This window comes from Enterobacteriaceae bacterium ESL0689 (assembly GCA_029433525.1).
GTDB lineage: Bacteria > Pseudomonadota > Gammaproteobacteria > Enterobacterales > Enterobacteriaceae > JAQTIF01.
Genome location: JAQTIF010000002.1, coordinates 321327 through 336095 on the forward strand (window position 1 = coordinate 321327; position 14769 = coordinate 336095).

The window sequence follows — 14769 nt, forward strand, 5'->3', positions numbered from 1 at the left end:
TTACCCCCCCGTTATAATTGCAAAATCGTCTGACTGACGTTCGAATGTATCAGCGTACCGGATAACCTGCTGAATCTCGTCAGCGCCCGCTACAACCGGATCAGCCACTGCCGAGGCACCGATCAGAAGATAATCCCCTGCCTGCGCCAGCGCGTATTCAGTCCAGACTGTATTTTTTACTATAACCGCAAGCCCCAGATTGCCCGCTCGTCTGGATAGCCCGCCCTCGTAATCACAGGCGATTATTTCCGGCGCGGCGTATCCCAGCGGATCACCAATCTCATCTTTACCAAGACTGCGCCAGACGGTGGCCTGTGCTGTATAGCTCCAGTTGGCGGCGCTTGACATTATTTATTCCCTCCACTGCAATACAACTGCGCCCGTTACCCTGATACGCTCACAATTGATAAACCACTCGCCGTTGCTTTTTACGTAGGCCGTGGTTTGCTCGCCTGTATTCGTCAGAACCCACACCCGCGTGTATTGTTTTGGCAGATGGTGATTAACAGATATCCACACTGTTGATCAGCCCTCCACGACCATAAAAAACCCAACGCTATTACCGGCACTGATTGGTAAACCACTGGTGCAACCGCTGGTATCGAGTTTTGCCAGTGAGTCGCGAAGCCAGGTCACGCCGTCGCCGTCATAATCGAACGAACGGGATGCACCAGATGGGCTGCTCTGTGATTTCAGGCGTCGTGCGCCGGACGAGGTTGCCACCAGTGCCGCCGCATAAATAAGAATCAATTTTGCGGTGCAGTCGTCGTATCCCGCTCCGTCGAGGCAGGGGATAATCTTGTTTACCGTGCATAGAATTGGGTCGAGCAGCGAGCCGGGGATTGAATAACCCATCTCACCGAGGAACGCCGTCACGTCTGCCGCCGTGATTGGGTTAGTCACGATTATTTATCCTTCTTTTGAGGGGTTTCCGGCTCGGTTTTCTCCTGCCGGGCTTTCGCCGCATCCTTCAGTTGCTGGATTTGTGCCAGCGCCTCATCAAGTTGGGTTTTGAGCGCGACAGCCTCATCGTCTACAGACGGCGTCGCGACCTCAAACTGCAGTTTCACCCCCGCTTCCCTGGACAGTACGGCCTTTCCGTCAGCAATCCATTTTTTAGCGATCGCGTCCTCAACTTCATAAATTGCGCCAATATCCAGTTTCTGGAAATCCGCACCAGCAAACTGATTATCCACCAGCATTTTTACAAACATCGTAATATCCCCTTAACCCGCAGCGTAGAGCACTGAAAAATGACCGTTAATATCCTGTTTCACCATCAGGCCAGCAGCCCCCCAGGTGCGCCAGACGTAATCACTGTTGTAATACAGGCGAGGGTCAGCAACCGTACCGAACGCCTGACCAACTATCGGCGCAATAACACCGACATCTAACGGAATAATAGTGATCTGGTTACCGGTCAATTCGGCGTCCTCTTTGATATCTTTAATACCAGACAGCTTCTTAATTTCCTCCAGAACGGTGCGTAGTGCCCTTACGTCAAAATACTGCTCCCAGTTTGACATAATTTCACCGGATACATACCAGGTCTGCTGACCGTATTGATAATTTCGCAACTTGATCACATCACGCAATAATATTGCATTTTCCCGGATCGCATTAGGGTCTTTACTGGTCGAGAAATCAAACGTCAGTGTAATTTGAGCAACCCGACTATCCCCGCGCAACCCGCGCCATTCTTTGTCGTCGAATTTAATAAAATTCCCGGCTGAGTCACGAAATCCGTTCCAGATATATTTTACGTACTGGCGGCGAACATCTTCAACCGAGCCAGCCTGAGCATCGGCTAATGAGGACAAAGCAGAGCCTTTATTGAATACCGGATCACGCCAGTTGAATTTAAAACCCGAATCGTGGATCGGCACCATTGTGCCGTCGAACGTATAGGATTTCGCGTCCAGCGCTGCACCAATCTGGCCCGACATGGACGTGTGCGCCCAGCCGCGACCGCCTTTGCGAGCGTATTCATACACTGATTCTTCCAGACGTACCGACCTGGATAGCGGCATTAAATCGTTGAGTAGCGTAAACTCGGTATTTGGCCGAAATTCAGCAAGCACGGTCTGATCGTAGGCGCGATAAAGCCGACGAATATCGTCAACCGCATTTACAGCATCCAGCGCCGGAGCGTTGGCGGCGTCACCACGAAAACGAGTGCGGGCAATAAAATCAGCCACAGCCTGCGCACTGGCGTTACGGGCAAATTCCAACTCACGAAATTGAGCGGTATTAACCTCAAGATTATTAGTTTCGGTTGCCTGTTTAGTAGAAAATACAAACATTCATTACGCCCCTTATTTAATAACGATACGCAGGAGATCACCCGCAGTTGTAATTGTGTAATCGCTGTCTTCTTCGACGTAAGCGCGCACCGTTTCGTTACCGATCTTTGGTTTTACAAAACCGCTGGATATAGATAATGGCTGGCCTTTGGTATAAACACCCGGCACAGCCGGAACGTTAAAAAACACGCCCGGCGTTGGATGCATGCCGACAACCCAATCATCCGCCTTAATTTCATCGTCCACCGTTTTGCATCGCAGATAATCGTAATTAGCCACGTACAAAATAGCATTTTCCTCACCCGCAACTGATGGTGTGAATTTTTTATCGTCATTAAAAAATCCAATTGTCCCCGGCTTGATATTGACGGACGCCGCACCCTCACGGTGCAATTGTGGATTAGAAAAAATACCGCCTGCATGTATTACGTGTTTTCCGTCTTTAGCCATTTTTTACTCCGGCATTTCACTAAATGATTTATTGTTATTAACCTGGACGAATGCCCCGTTTAAGCCCGCCGATGCCTGACACTGAGCAAAAAAGCCATCAAGCGCAGCACCATCAAGAGCATTTACAGCTATATCATCCAGCCCAAATTTTGCTTTTACTGCCGCGCGTTTTTCGTTTTTTTCTTTGTCAGAATTTGCGGTTAACCCCTTTTCGATAATATTTATTTTTTCAGCGAATGGGGCAAACCACTCCGGCGCTTGTTGTGAATTACTGGCCTGTTCTTTGGGTTTATTTTTCTCCTTATCCTCTTTTTCTTTCTTTTCGCGCTCGGCTTTTTCTTCCGGCGTTTCAGGCTTATCCTTTTTATTAGCGACCAACTGATTATATGCATCAAGAAGTTCAGCATCAGATTTCCCTTCTGTCGGCTTACCCGCTTCTTTCAGTGCGTTAATAATAATTTTTTTCATCGGATCATCTTCTCCGTTAGTTTTAATCTCATACTCTGTTGGTTTACGTACAACTTCTATTGGGTCACCAACGAAAACGGCTTTACCGCTCTCATCAATGAGGTACTTTTGTTTAAAATATTTCGAATCGTCGCGATAAATAAACACATCCGGCCATACTGAATCAGCCCACAAAAAAGAATCAGAACTACGCCCCTCCCGGAGTTTTTCGTTAATGGCACTCTGAATATCGTCAAACGAGTAATTAGAGGCGTTAGTAAGAAAAAATTTTGCTTTGTTTAACAAGTTATTACGTGTGCAATCCGATCCCTCAGAAAGATGTGCTACTTCTATCTGTTGCTCACCGCCTTCTGCATTCACAAAAATGCCAACACCTTCTTCCGGCGTTCCTGCACCGACTTCATTCAGCAATATAGCAACATGGTCAAATAACATATTGGTGGCAATTTCTTTGTACTTTTTGTTTTTTGACTCTCCGTTAGCGGCAATACCAGAATAAAATAAACCCGTAGATATATGAATTGGTTCGGTACTATCACCCGCTGCCATTGCATCCAGTCGGTTAACAAGAGTTTTCCCCTTCTCGCTCCCTTCCGCATAACGGCTGTTAATGTACATATCGCCACTAACCTTGCCGTTAGCGTGCTTAACATTCTGAAACCATGCACCAACATGGTAATTATTTACCGCCCGTACATCGTGGGCAGATACATATTTACCATCAACTTTCGGATGCCCGAATGGCATCGGGTTATTTTCAAGCGTTTTATATGCTTTTTCTATTTCTGCTGCCGGGTACAATTTCTGATTCATCACGATATCATCTACGATAGGCGTGATGCCACGAATCACAATATGTGACTCGCCATCGATAGTTTCAGTCGTGATATTTGAAGCAGAATTAACAACCGACAGCACATGTACACAAGAGCGCATATGCTGTTTCTCATTAAGTTAGTTTAAGGAATTAAAAAAGGTCGCCGCAGCGACCTTATATTAAGTATATAATCCAGGAATTATAAACACTCTTTGAGCCTTTCTATAAGTTGTTCAATATCCTGTTTTTCCCAAACAGCAAACATTTGTTTTTCTTCAAACATAGCATTTCTTTGTTCGACATGGAAATCAGGAAGCAGAGACTTGCCATCTTTTATAGAACACTCTATGGCATGAGATCTTTCATCAATATCACATAAATCAAAGTCGGGGATAGCTTGCTCATAATAATCATTACCAGCAACAGTTTCCCCCTTAATGAAAAGATCGGTGATTGACGTGCTGCCCGTTTCCGGAGTCCAGTGACTAATACTGTATACAGTGTTTTCCGGTAAAGAAAGAAATGTTTTTCTATCAACTATTAGCATTTTATAGTTCCTGATTATTTCGCCGCTCAAACAACGCTTCAGCGAGACCATTAATCATCGTCAATTCCAGCCCTTCCGCTTCATCCGATAAAGCCTCAAGCTGCTCTTCAGCATTGTCAGGTAGTGGCTCTGCGTTAATCAGCGCAAGCGCTTTCTCATAACTTTTCATTTCTTCTCTTCCCCTTGTCCATTTTCTGGAATACCTTATAGAGCGGGGGATAGAGCCGCTTCTTAGCCTGCTGGGGTTCCTCGATATATAAGGAGAACGCCTCGGCAACGTACTCGCTATATTTCGTCTGTCCGTATTTGCTCAGGGCGTACTGCCACCCCTTGTTAAATGCCTCTCTGGCCACGCTATCCAGTTCTTCCGGAAACGTCCTGTGAACAGCGTGACCGAACTCATGAGCAAACACACCTCTCGGCGTTGATACCGCTTGCCATGATATGGCGTCAGCCGATTTAACAGCCTCTATCAGATCTTTTCCGCCGATAGACACCGCTTTTTTGAGACTCTCAGCAGTGAATCCCGCAGCTCTTGCCTTAGCATCTGTTTCAAGTAACTCTCTGGCATCGAATGCCTCCCTCGTCACCAGCATAGCATTTGCGCTATGTGCATAACCACCGATCATCCCCTTGCTCCGTTTATAGGAATGCGTATCACCGGTAACACCGCCAATATACCGCAATTTAGGAAGACTGAATCTGTCCTGTAGCTCTAAAGTTAACGCCATGCAGTTATTAAGCTCATCCAGATTGCTGCCAGCGGGTATTTTAGCATTTTCGGCTATGTTGCCCTTTGCCCACGCATTGACACGTGTAACGTTTTTCTGGCGCTCATACTGCGGCGGCTGATATTCCGTGTATTCCGTATCACGCGCTTTTGTTCTTGTCACGGGATCTTCAGCAGAATCCCACAATTTGCGCTCGGCCTCCAGCCTGTCCACCAGCCCCTGATTAAACAAGGTGCCGTCCTCGTTTAGCAGCACTGGTATCTGGCTACAATAGCAGCGATACCGGTTGCTGTTTACTGAGTAGAACTCACGAACCTCTTTAGTGGTGTATATTTTGCCGTGACGGCTGGCGTGCCAGGGGCGCGTAGTCGGCTTGAGTGCGGAGAGCCATAACAGCCCCGTATTTAAACCAAGCCGCTCTGATGCCCAATCCGTCTCGTTCCACTGAGCCTGACGCAACGAGCCAACCTGTTCGGTCTGCGCGATGTTCTTGGCTTTTGCCATCGAAACATCAAGCCGCTTACTGATAATCCTGGCTGTTTCTCGCGGGTTGACACCTCGCGCGATTGCGTCCGCCATAACGTTAGCTAAATCAGCCCGTGCCGCGTCGCTGATCCCCTGCCAGTCGCTATACGTGCTGATATAGGCACTGGCTATCTGGTTCTGATACGCCGGACTGGACAGCAATTGCTGTAGCATCGTCTGGCTGGCGTAAACGGAAGACTGAACAGACAGATTATTGTGTGCCTGCTGCGTTCCGCGCTCGTATTCTGCAGCGATATAATTCAGTGCCCACAGATTTTGACTCCCTCCCTCCAGCAACGACCCATCGAGAATAGCCTGAATAATTTGCAGCAAATCGGCCAGTTGCCCGGCCGTCATATCGTAGATAAACGTTCCGGCGTTCACCTGATAGAGCGTAGGGATTTTACTGTCGTTATTGCACAGCACCCACATCTGCTCGCCGTTGGTTGCGCTATTCCGCCCTGTTAATCGCTGGTCGAACAGGTCTTTTAGTCGCTGCTTGATTGTCAGATATCGGTCTTCGATATCCGAAAACATTTTCTGTACTGGCCGGGCTGATTGAGTGGGGTCTGTTTTACTGCGGGGAACTACCGGGGTGCCGATCTTACTCTTTTGCTCCTGCGTCATCGGAAAGAGGGTCATCAGTTATCGTCTTCCTGTTTGGGTCTGGTGGCTCCATTGGTTTACGCGGTTCGAGTTCGCCAACTGCCCGGATCTCGTTTTCGTCAACAGCCGGTGTACCAAACGCCTGTTGTGTTTTCTGAGCCACATCCGCCAACGCCCCCATATTGGCGAGCTTTTCTTTCTCACTCGGTGCCAGCAAATCAGACCAGGCCAAGGATATTTCCCCTGACTTCGGAGGCTCAATAATTCCGATAGTCCAGAACCGCTCTATCACTCGTGTGATTACGTCTGACAAAAACCCCCAGCGCCGCTTGTTGCAACGATTGGCCCAGGCGGTTTTGTCCTCCTCCGACGCGAGATTGCCGGTTTGTTTACCAAATAAAATATTGAACGGGCATTGAATTGTGGCCGCAAACTGATTTGCTGAAACTATCCAGCCAGGTGTGGGGTCGGCTGCTGCAACAGATAACACAGACGGCGTCCCCGCCTGCATCACCAGAGCCGCATCTGTCCCCCGGTTGATTTTGCGAACTTTTTCGTCAAGTGCCTCGCCAAGATCTTTAAATCCGGCTTTTTCAGCCTGATCTTTCAGCATGGCCATACTGACATCTTTATCGAACGCAATCCCCAACTGGCGACTGGCGTTTTTCAAAAATCCCTCAGCGCTCCCGCCTTTGGTCTTCTCGATATCCAGCAGGTCGTTATATCCAGCCTCAAGGAGCGGGATACCAGACAAAATATTATCGTCTTCGGAACCCTCACAAAGAATGATGATGCGATCAGGATGAACCTGCACTGTGCGCGGGCTGCTATACGTTCCCTCGTCACCTATCGGCTGCTCGTCAAACTGATAACTGACAGGCTGGCCGTATGTTTCCGACCAGGTATCAATATCAAGATTTCCGGGCTTAATCTGAGGCTCCCAGGCGGGGATCAGCTTCACAAGCGCCTTGCTGCCGAGTCTTTTTACCGCCTCAACATCGACAGGCTCTTTCCAGTCGCGATTGTCTCTCACCTGGATAAGGAGAGCAGAATAGCGGCCAATCATATTTCGGCGATCGGCATCCTCAATTTTTGACCAGTGTTTTTTTATCAGTTTCGTGACGGATTTTTCCCAGGGGGTTGTTTTGGTTGACTCCCTGGCCTCGTCACCGTCGATAATTGTTGGTTTGTCTATCCAGCACGAATCCAGCAGTTTGTGAACGGCGGCAAACCCAGTTGATCCGCGACGATACTGACGATAAAAATCGGCGAACGTCAGCGTGTCGGGATAGCCGAACTCGTCCCACAATTTTGTGCGCTTGACGTTGCCGTTACGCCCGGCATAGAGCATTCGCTGTCGGCCAACTATATCGGCAACAGCATTTACGAGGAATTGTTCCCCCGCGCTTAATTCGTTCACAATAAAATCCTCAGAAAAAGACTGCGCCGACTTGTTTGTGATTGTTTTTCGCTACAGCAAAATAGCGGAAACCATCAGCGCCGTGAGAGGTGAAGTCGTGGAGCGGCTTATCTTTCCAGCAGCCGTGTTTGTCATCCCATTCTTTGCGGTACGCTTCGAGGTGTGATATCCCCTCGGCGCATTTTTCCTCATCGAATACACAGGAGGGGAGGATTTCACGCACTGATTCAATTCCGGTATCCACGCCGACCTTTGGCACAACCTGGAACGTCATGCTGTAAATCTGCCCGTCAATCTCGTACCCCTCCTGAGCCAGTTCACGGCGTGATTTAGCGTCAGCACCAAATTCACGGTTATCGATATCGTGCGGACCCCAGTGCTCGCCGTACTCGTAGCCGCGCTCTTTCAGCACTTTCATGTAATGCCGCAACCCTTCGCCTGAATTTTCGTAGTAATCGATGATGTGAAACTCATTTCCCACCTCGCGAACGAACCAGATCGCTGTTGAGTCACCCACACCGATATCCCAGAACGTGTGAACCGGGAGGTGTGAATTGTCGGGAATTTTTCCGATCCGTTTATTGGTATAGAGCCAGCGGAATTGTTTGGCGTAGTACGCACCCTCAACGGACTGCTGAAATGCCTCGGCCGGTATGCTGGGGTATTCGCGGCGCATATCGTCGCCGAGGGTCTTTTCTTTAGCGTAATACCATGCTTTCTGCCGCTCATTAACGACAATGCCGTGTTTCGCCTCTATTTCAGCGAAATAATCAACCAGGCGCTGCGGTAGCGGCTCTATAGGATCGATGGCATACTGCGGATTTTGCCACCAGGGGAAAAAGAAGAATTTCCAGTCAAGCGGGGAAAGAGGTTTTCCCTGCAGCTGTGATTTTTCTGCTGTCTGGCAGTAATCAAAAAAATATCCTGCCCGCCCCTCGGCTGTGCTCTCAATAGTCGCAAAACAACCTGTCGAGACCGCCTCAAATGCGCCAGTAACGATTTCACGGGCTTTATCCGGGTATTTGGCGCATATCTTGCCAAACTCGGAAACGTGCAAATAGCGCAGCGTACCGCCACGAAATGACGTGCTGACGTAGAGAGATCCACCTTTTTTGAATACCAGCTCACCAGCAGCGTCATTGCTTGCCGGGTTCGCCGCTTTAATCGCTTCTGGCAACCGGTCGTAGGCAAATTTGACCTTTTCCCGGAACAGGCGTTTTGCGTCATTTAGTGTGTGAGCGATGAGGGCACATTTTGCTGATTCGAACAATGCCGCGTCGAGCTGGATAATGCACACCTCGGTAGTAAAACCAAGCTGGCGGGCTTTCAGGATAATATTGCGAGTGTGGATACCCTCAAAATATTCCCGCTGTTCAGGCGTCATTCTGAACCGAACGGTCTTGCCCTCTTTATCGGTAATCCAGTAAAGGTTATTAAGTCGCCAGTCTTTATCAGACAACAATTTAAGGTGTTCGGGATTCATCACGCACCCTGAGATAATTCGTCCATAAGATTGGAGATCTGCTTAACGGCAGAATTGTCCGCCATGCTGTCGGCTTTGGTGAGTAACTGGATCAACATCTGCCGCGCCGCTTTTTTATCCTCGGTTAAAATCTCGATCCCGTTTTTAGTCTGTTTAACGCCGAGAAAACTGGCGTACTCGTTGACGTCCAGATCGCGGGTATCGCCTATTAATATCTGTCCCTCGCCTTCACCGTGGCAGCGTGGACAATCAGGATTCGGGTCAGCGTTAGAAACAAATCCAACCCCGCCGTATTCAGGCTCCGGTTTGCCGTCTTTCGCCGCTTTTTCAGCAGCCCGGTCAAACTCCTGAATATCCCGCCACTGGTACAGATGATTTCCCCCCCAGCAATAGCGGCAGTTAACGCGGCGGTATTGTGTCAATGCGTTAGGGTCAGCGCGGGTGATTGCGACGAGCTGATCAACAATCTCGTCCAGGTCGGCGGTGTAGCGTTTTCTTATCCGGTTCTTTAGTTCGCGGATAGCGCGGGCAATCTTAGGTTTCCTATACAGTCTGCTCGCTTCAACATAAGCCGTATTTTTATTCGTATCGCGATACCCGGCAAATCGGTATCCCCCTATCCTGCTATTGGTCTTGACATAACCCCAGGCAAAGAGTGCCTCTTTCTCGGTTAGCCCGAACTCATCAGGATCAAGCGCCAGATCAATATCATCATGGTGCATTATTTTTACGGTTGAAATTTGCTCGCTTTCAGGTGACCGTTCATCCGTATTCTGTGGATGTATTGGGGCTGTTTTTTTTGGGGCAGAATTATTTTTTGCCCCGTTTTTTTGTCCTGATTTTGCCCCGGATCCTTTTGCCCTTACCCAGCCCTTTTTACCGGCCATGTAACGCAGGGCTTTTATCGTGATTCCGTACTTATCCGCCACAGCCTGGAGGGAAAGCACACCAGCACAGAAATCACGCTCGATTGCCCCCTCGTCCGGCTGCTTATTCATAGATTATTTTCCTGTTTTTCTCTCCCGCCTCAGCAATTCGCTGTAGGCTTGTATATCACCGTTTTTAGCGAGCTTGTATAGCACGCCTCTTAATTCGGCCTCGCCTTTTGCCCGTCCCTTTCTGACTGTCTCTCTAAATAGAGATATTTTTTCTCTGTCCTGTTTCAGTTCGTCCAGTGAAATATCGAGCACGTCAGCAATCTGCTGCTCGTTCAGAAAACGGGCGGCTAACGCCTCTATTTTTGGTTTTAGTGAATCCAGTTTATTTTCCCCCGTCCCCCTCGAACAGGGGCGGCGACTCCGCTATCGTCCAGATAAGAACAAACGGAGGAAAACGCCATGCGGAAAAAAATCGACGTTCTCAGGGAACTGGCCAGTAAAAACGAGTGGGAAGCGGCTATCAAACTCGCCGGAAGTTTTCCCCGCCTGGGTAATGAAGCGAAAACCATCACACGGGCCAGAGAGGCCGTGCTACGTCCAGAGTTTCAAATACAGTTGGGGAGAGATCCAGCATTATTGATTTCTGCCGGTGTTAACGCTTTAAAAGCAAAATATCGTCTTTAATCTGACTCGTCAGGGAAAATATCAGTGGTATCAACTTCACCACAGGCTTCTACCGCTTTACGGGGATCACCTTTTACAAACACCAGTACGTTCTGATGTGTTTTACCGAGTTTGCGGCTGGCTGAAAACATTTTGCCAGCACGGACTGGCAGACTACCCGCCTGGGTGACGAGGATAGCCTCGTTATAATACTCTGCACCAGCGTCACGAAACGCTGCCACCGTGTCACTAACAAAATTACGGTAAAACCCCTGTTTATCACGTACCTCACCCACGACAAAACACGCGAATCTGTCGTTTTTCAGCAGCGATAATGCGTTTTTTACGATCTCACGATAGGCACTGATAAACTCCGGGTAAACCAGCGTTGAAATATCAGCAGGGTCGTCAGAATAAACCTCCAGATCCGCATACGGCGGGCAGCTAAACAAAAAATCAGCCTGCGTCCCTGTGAGGTGTTTGTGTATATTTCTACTGTCTCCGCAGTGCCAGCACGGTGCAATACTGCCCTCAGAATCAATCTGATCCCACTGTTGACGATTCGCGTCAACCTGTTCGGCCCTCAAATCGCAGCCCAGGTATTGCCGCCCAAGTTTCGCAGCAACTATGCCCCGCACAGAACCACCGGCAAATGGATCAACTACCACCCCGCCCTCAGGCGAAAACCAACGGTAGGCCAGTTCACAAATTACCGGGTCGAAAATGCTGGTCGTCGGCAACGTTTGCAAATCGGGATGAGCCTGGAAAAATTCATTCCAGCTTACCGTTCTGCCAATCTTTGCCTCATACGCATTTTTCTTATCGTAAACCGCGCCACTTTGTGAGGATTTATTGAATAACAGCTCGCTATCACGACCCGATTCTGACTGTATACCAATTGAAATCCAGTTTTGTTTGCGTTCCTGCCACCAGCCTTCGCGGGCGTTGAGCACTGAAAACGGCGGAACAAGAAATTTTTCTGACAGATTACCAGTTCTCGATTCACCTCCTACCGAATCCGCTGCAGTATCTAGTAGATCGTCAATTTCTGACTGGCTAAACCCTGTGAGATCAATATCAAAATTACTATCCAGCAAATCAGTTAGTTCGATTTTTAACAGATCTTCATCCCAACCGGAATTGAGCGGGATCTTGTTGTCGGCCAGGCGATAGGCTCTTTTCTCGTCCTCACTGAGTCCGCACAGGACAATACAGGGGATTTGTTCAATCGCTGCCTCCTCTGCGGCCATAACGCGCCCGTGTCCGGCGATAATCTCTCCGCGCTCGTCAATCAACACTGGGTTCGTCCAGCCAAACCTCCGGATACTGTTAACAATCAGTTTTATCTGAGCGTCACTGTGCAAACGCGCATTTCGTGCGTACAAAATCAGCTCGCTGGCTGGTTTATAAATAATTTCAAGTTTTTCAGGATCGTTTTTTTTGGTCATTTTTCGGATATTCCGATAAACTAGCCCGGCTCTCGAGAGCGGGTGGGCCTCGGTTATACTCATGACCAGGTGTATGGGTATGATGGCTACCAGTAGCGCTAACTGCTGGTAGTCGCCCATTTCTCTCTCTGACACTCCTCAGACAATGCCCTGGGCGGGCAGCGGGATCTTCAGTTAGTCATTATCGAGACCACTTGATTTAGTGAACTCTGTAATGACCAGCAGATACAAAAAAGCCCCGCGATTGCGAGGCTATGGTGCTTAAATCCGACTTAAGAAATTGCCTTGCCAGTTTCTAAATTAAGTTTATTGCGATGCTCCTGAAGCTTTCTGTTAATGAAAGCATCAGATGTTGGTTTATAATCTGATAAAACAGTTTGTTGGAAACTGCTACTTACACATTCTTTTTTATAATCTTCAACCGTTATTTTAAAATTTTCGACCAAAATTGCACTAAATCCATCAGCATTATTTTTTTCGATAAAACACTTTACATGGCAAGTATTGTCATCAGATTTAATTACATCATAACGAATTGGCAAGATATTATCTTTATCTGTTACATACAGAACTTTAATGTCTTCAATAATCATTAAGTCTTCCTTTTATATAAAGAGGAAACATTATACATATGTATTTAACAAATAAAACATTAATGTTACTAATTTTAATAATTCAGCCTATTTCAGACACTGCATATTGATATATTCCTGTAGCGCTCTCAGGGCTGTCTGGTCTCTGATAATCCCTGCCCGGATATCGAGAACGTTTGATCCAGCACTTGCAGTGAGTTCGACGCTGGCATCATGGCCCACGCCGGGGGGGCTGGTGGCTTGGGTAGTGGCTGGCACAGCGGGGCATTTACCCGCGACCCGCACCCGGCCACCAGCAGCCAGACGCTGGCGCAGAGAATCGTTTTCAGCGTTCGCAATTGATAACTCCTGTGTATATTTAGCGTCGAGCGCGGCAGCGTCACGCTCGCGTCGCGCCATATCGGTGATGGTATCGTTCGCCAGCCTGAGGTTGTTTTCTGCTGTGTTTGCACGTTCCCGTTCCTCGGCGTATTTGCCGTGATAGTAGACTGCCGAACAGACAGCCACACCACACACGGCCACGATTGCCAGTTGATTACGCCAGTTCACGATACAAACAGAGCACGCTCTGCCTCACGCCGTTTAGTCAGTCCGGCCAGCACACGACCGCCTGATTTATTCCAGCGGGCAAATTCACGCGCAGCACCTGCGTAATCCCCCTGATTCAGACGTTTCAGTAGCGTGGAGGACGAGAACGAGCGCTGCCCGACGTTATAGGTGAACGACACCAGCGCGTCGAACTGGTTCTGATTCAGCCGTACCCGCACCAGTTTATTAACCGCCTGCTCAAACTGCACCACACCGCAGCGTAATAACCGCTCGGCTGTTTCCTGGTCAATCCTCAGTCCGGGTTTGATCGGTTTGCCGTCTACCGATTGTGTCCAGCCGTAGCCAATTGTCCAGGGTTCACGTCCGGTCCCCGGATCGGGATACGCGAACAGACGACAATCCTCAAACTGTTTAATCAGTCCGAGTCCGTTTTCTGATATTTGCACGATTATTGCCTCAGCAAATCCACCAGCCGCGCCACGTTACCGCGTACAGACAGTAGTGAAATCAAAACTAACAGATTGGCCAGGACAATCGGCCACGAGGATTGTGGATAAATTCCACACAGATAGGCCAGCGGAACGCTACCGTAGGCCACCAGTATTGTGCCCGCCAGCCGGGAGATCCACAGGCGGTGACGGCTGGTTTCACTACGCCGGTAAAACAGCAGCGTGATAATTACACCCGTGCAGAGCAGCGAGTTAATTGTTGCGGTCACGTCAGTAATCACCTGTTTCCTCCCCGGCGCGTAATCAGCGCCACCAGTGAGCCAATATCCTGACTGTTAACAAACGCCAGGATTTTTACCGCCAGCGCGGCAATAATCACCGCTGCGAGCGCATCCAGTGGTTTATCGCTGTAGCCCGTCCAGGTCGCCAGTTTTGACCCCAGCAACCCGGCACACAGCACACCGGCAATAAACGACACGACAAAATAGGCCACACGACGAACGGCACTCAGATCTGCGGCTGACGCGATATAGAACACCGCACCCGCAAACGCGCCAAAAACCACACCGTAATCGGTGCCGGTCAGCAGCCCGTACAGACTGGCACCCGTGAGCGCACCTCCGGCTAACGTAGTACCGGATACAGGATCGGACACTATAACCTCCTGGTTATTGATAAAATCTCTCAGGCTGATAAATCTGCGAACCGGTTAACGAACTGAATCGACACCGGAAAAAACGAACATCAATTAAACTGTTTTTCATATTTTTTATGAAAAAATGCTTGCAAAGCGTTCCCCCTGTTTGGTATAGTTATTTCACAGCAAGACAAGAGCACTA

General features: G+C 48.8%; 19 protein-coding genes and 1 pseudogene. 1 reads left to right on the top strand and 19 read right to left on the bottom strand.

What is annotated here, in order from left to right:
* The 13 genes and pseudogenes from PT300_13260 to PT300_13320 form a co-directional block, all read right to left on the bottom strand.
* A complete protein-coding gene (locus PT300_13260) occupies positions 1-348 on the bottom strand; it encodes a hypothetical protein (protein ID MDF7681502.1) in 348 nt (115 codons plus the stop codon).
* Positions 349-525: 177 nt separating this feature from the next.
* Positions 526-903 (bottom strand): hypothetical protein, encoded by a 378-nt coding sequence (locus tag PT300_13265; GenBank protein MDF7681503.1) that lies wholly within the window; start codon positions 901-903, stop codon positions 526-528.
* 2 nt (positions 904-905) lie between these two features.
* On the bottom strand, positions 906-1214 hold the full coding sequence (locus tag PT300_13270; GenBank protein ID MDF7681504.1) for a hypothetical protein: 309 nt from the start codon (positions 1212-1214) through the stop codon (positions 906-908).
* Positions 1215-1226: 12 nt separating this feature from the next.
* On the bottom strand, positions 1227-2303 hold the full coding sequence (locus tag PT300_13275) for a DUF6260 family protein (protein ID MDF7681505.1): 1077 nt from the start codon (positions 2301-2303) through the stop codon (positions 1227-1229).
* 12 nt (positions 2304-2315) lie between these two features.
* Positions 2316-2753, bottom strand: a complete 438-nt coding sequence (locus tag PT300_13280; protein ID MDF7681506.1) for a hypothetical protein — start codon at positions 2751-2753, stop codon at positions 2316-2318.
* 3 nt (positions 2754-2756) lie between these two features.
* Positions 2757-4157, bottom strand: a complete 1401-nt coding sequence (locus tag PT300_13285; protein ID MDF7681507.1) for a DUF2213 domain-containing protein — start codon at positions 4155-4157, stop codon at positions 2757-2759.
* A gap of 80 nt (positions 4158-4237) precedes the next feature.
* Positions 4238-4585, bottom strand: a complete 348-nt coding sequence (locus tag PT300_13290; protein ID MDF7681508.1) for a hypothetical protein — start codon at positions 4583-4585, stop codon at positions 4238-4240.
* A 1-nt stretch (position 4586) separates the two neighbouring features.
* Entirely contained in the window at positions 4587-4754 is a 168-nt protein-coding gene (locus tag PT300_13295; protein ID MDF7681509.1) for a hypothetical protein, read from the bottom strand.
* Positions 4755-5502: 748 nt separating this feature from the next.
* A pseudogene (locus PT300_13300) lies at positions 5503-6483 on the bottom strand (phage minor head protein).
* A complete protein-coding gene (locus PT300_13305) occupies positions 6446-7798 on the bottom strand; it encodes a DUF1073 domain-containing protein (GenBank protein ID MDF7681510.1) in 1353 nt (450 codons plus the stop codon). Before PT300_13305 ends, PT300_13300 begins: the two are co-directional and overlap by 38 nt.
* 79 nt (positions 7799-7877) lie before the next feature.
* The gene (locus PT300_13310; GenBank protein MDF7681511.1) at positions 7878-9350 is read right to left on the bottom strand and encodes a terminase; all 1473 of its coding nucleotides are present in this window, start codon (positions 9348-9350) and stop codon (positions 7878-7880) included.
* The gene (locus PT300_13315) at positions 9350-10348 is read right to left on the bottom strand and encodes a terminase small subunit (GenBank protein ID MDF7681512.1); all 999 of its coding nucleotides are present in this window, start codon (positions 10346-10348) and stop codon (positions 9350-9352) included. Before PT300_13315 ends, PT300_13310 begins: the two co-directional genes overlap by 1 nt.
* A gap of 3 nt (positions 10349-10351) precedes the next feature.
* Positions 10352-10564, bottom strand: a complete 213-nt coding sequence (locus PT300_13320) for a hypothetical protein (GenBank protein ID MDF7681513.1) — start codon at positions 10562-10564, stop codon at positions 10352-10354.
* A 123-nt stretch (positions 10565-10687) separates the two neighbouring features.
* Here PT300_13320 and PT300_13325 point away from each other — a divergent pair, with 123 nt between their 5' ends.
* A complete protein-coding gene (locus PT300_13325; GenBank protein MDF7681514.1) occupies positions 10688-10912 on the top strand; it encodes a hypothetical protein in 225 nt (74 codons plus the stop codon).
* On the opposite strand, the gene PT300_13330 is transcribed toward PT300_13325, so the two are convergent.
* The 6 genes from PT300_13330 to PT300_13355 all read right to left on the bottom strand — a co-directional run bounded on the left by PT300_13330 (position 10909) and on the right by PT300_13355 (position 14585).
* Positions 10909-12339, bottom strand: coding sequence for a site-specific DNA-methyltransferase (locus tag PT300_13330; protein ID MDF7681515.1), 1431 nt, complete (start codon positions 12337-12339; stop codon positions 10909-10911). The genes PT300_13325 and PT300_13330 overlap by 4 nt on opposite strands.
* Positions 12340-12611: 272 nt before the next feature.
* Positions 12612-12932 (bottom strand): hypothetical protein, encoded by a 321-nt coding sequence (locus PT300_13335; protein MDF7681516.1) that lies wholly within the window; start codon positions 12930-12932, stop codon positions 12612-12614.
* 128 nt (positions 12933-13060) lie between these two features.
* Entirely contained in the window at positions 13061-13270 is a 210-nt protein-coding gene (locus PT300_13340; GenBank protein ID MDF7681517.1) for a lysis system o-spanin lipoprotein Rz1, read from the bottom strand.
* A 207-nt stretch (positions 13271-13477) separates the two neighbouring features.
* A complete protein-coding gene (locus PT300_13345) occupies positions 13478-13927 on the bottom strand; it encodes a lysozyme (GenBank protein MDF7681518.1) in 450 nt (149 codons plus the stop codon).
* A gap of 2 nt (positions 13928-13929) precedes the next feature.
* On the bottom strand, positions 13930-14211 hold the full coding sequence (locus PT300_13350) for a phage holin family protein (protein MDF7681519.1): 282 nt from the start codon (positions 14209-14211) through the stop codon (positions 13930-13932).
* Positions 14208-14585 carry a phage holin family protein gene (locus PT300_13355; protein ID MDF7681520.1) on the bottom strand — a complete coding sequence of 126 codons (378 nt, stop codon included), beginning with the start codon at positions 14583-14585 and terminating at the stop codon, positions 14208-14210. Before PT300_13355 ends, PT300_13350 begins: the two co-directional genes overlap by 4 nt.
* Between the last annotated feature and the right edge of the window lie 184 nt (positions 14586-14769).

Coding starts and splice junctions, on each gene's coding strand:
- PT300_13260 (MDF7681502.1), bottom strand. CDS start 348: ATGTCAAGCGCCGCCAACTGGAGCTATACAGCACAGGCCACCGTCTGG.
- PT300_13270 (MDF7681504.1), bottom strand. CDS start 1,214: ATGTTTGTAAAAATGCTGGTGGATAATCAGTTTGCTGGTGCGGATTTC.
- PT300_13275 (MDF7681505.1), bottom strand. CDS start 2,303: ATGTTTGTATTTTCTACTAAACAGGCAACCGAAACTAATAATCTTGAG.
- PT300_13280 (MDF7681506.1), bottom strand. CDS start 2,753: ATGGCTAAAGACGGAAAACACGTAATACATGCAGGCGGTATTTTTTCT.
- PT300_13285 (MDF7681507.1), bottom strand. CDS start 4,157: ATGCGCTCTTGTGTACATGTGCTGTCGGTTGTTAATTCTGCTTCAAAT.
- PT300_13290 (MDF7681508.1), bottom strand. CDS start 4,585: ATGCTAATAGTTGATAGAAAAACATTTCTTTCTTTACCGGAAAACACT.
- PT300_13295 (MDF7681509.1), bottom strand. CDS start 4,754: ATGAAAAGTTATGAGAAAGCGCTTGCGCTGATTAACGCAGAGCCACTA.
- PT300_13305 (MDF7681510.1), bottom strand. CDS start 7,798: ATGCTCTATGCCGGGCGTAACGGCAACGTCAAGCGCACAAAATTGTGG.
- PT300_13310 (MDF7681511.1), bottom strand. CDS start 9,350: ATGAATCCCGAACACCTTAAATTGTTGTCTGATAAAGACTGGCGACTT.
- PT300_13315 (MDF7681512.1), bottom strand. CDS start 10,348: ATGAATAAGCAGCCGGACGAGGGGGCAATCGAGCGTGATTTCTGTGCT.
- PT300_13325 (MDF7681514.1), top strand. CDS start 10,688: ATGCGGAAAAAAATCGACGTTCTCAGGGAACTGGCCAGTAAAAACGAG.
- PT300_13330 (MDF7681515.1), bottom strand. CDS start 12,339: ATGACCAAAAAAAACGATCCTGAAAAACTTGAAATTATTTATAAACCA.
- PT300_13335 (MDF7681516.1), bottom strand. CDS start 12,932: ATGATTATTGAAGACATTAAAGTTCTGTATGTAACAGATAAAGATAAT.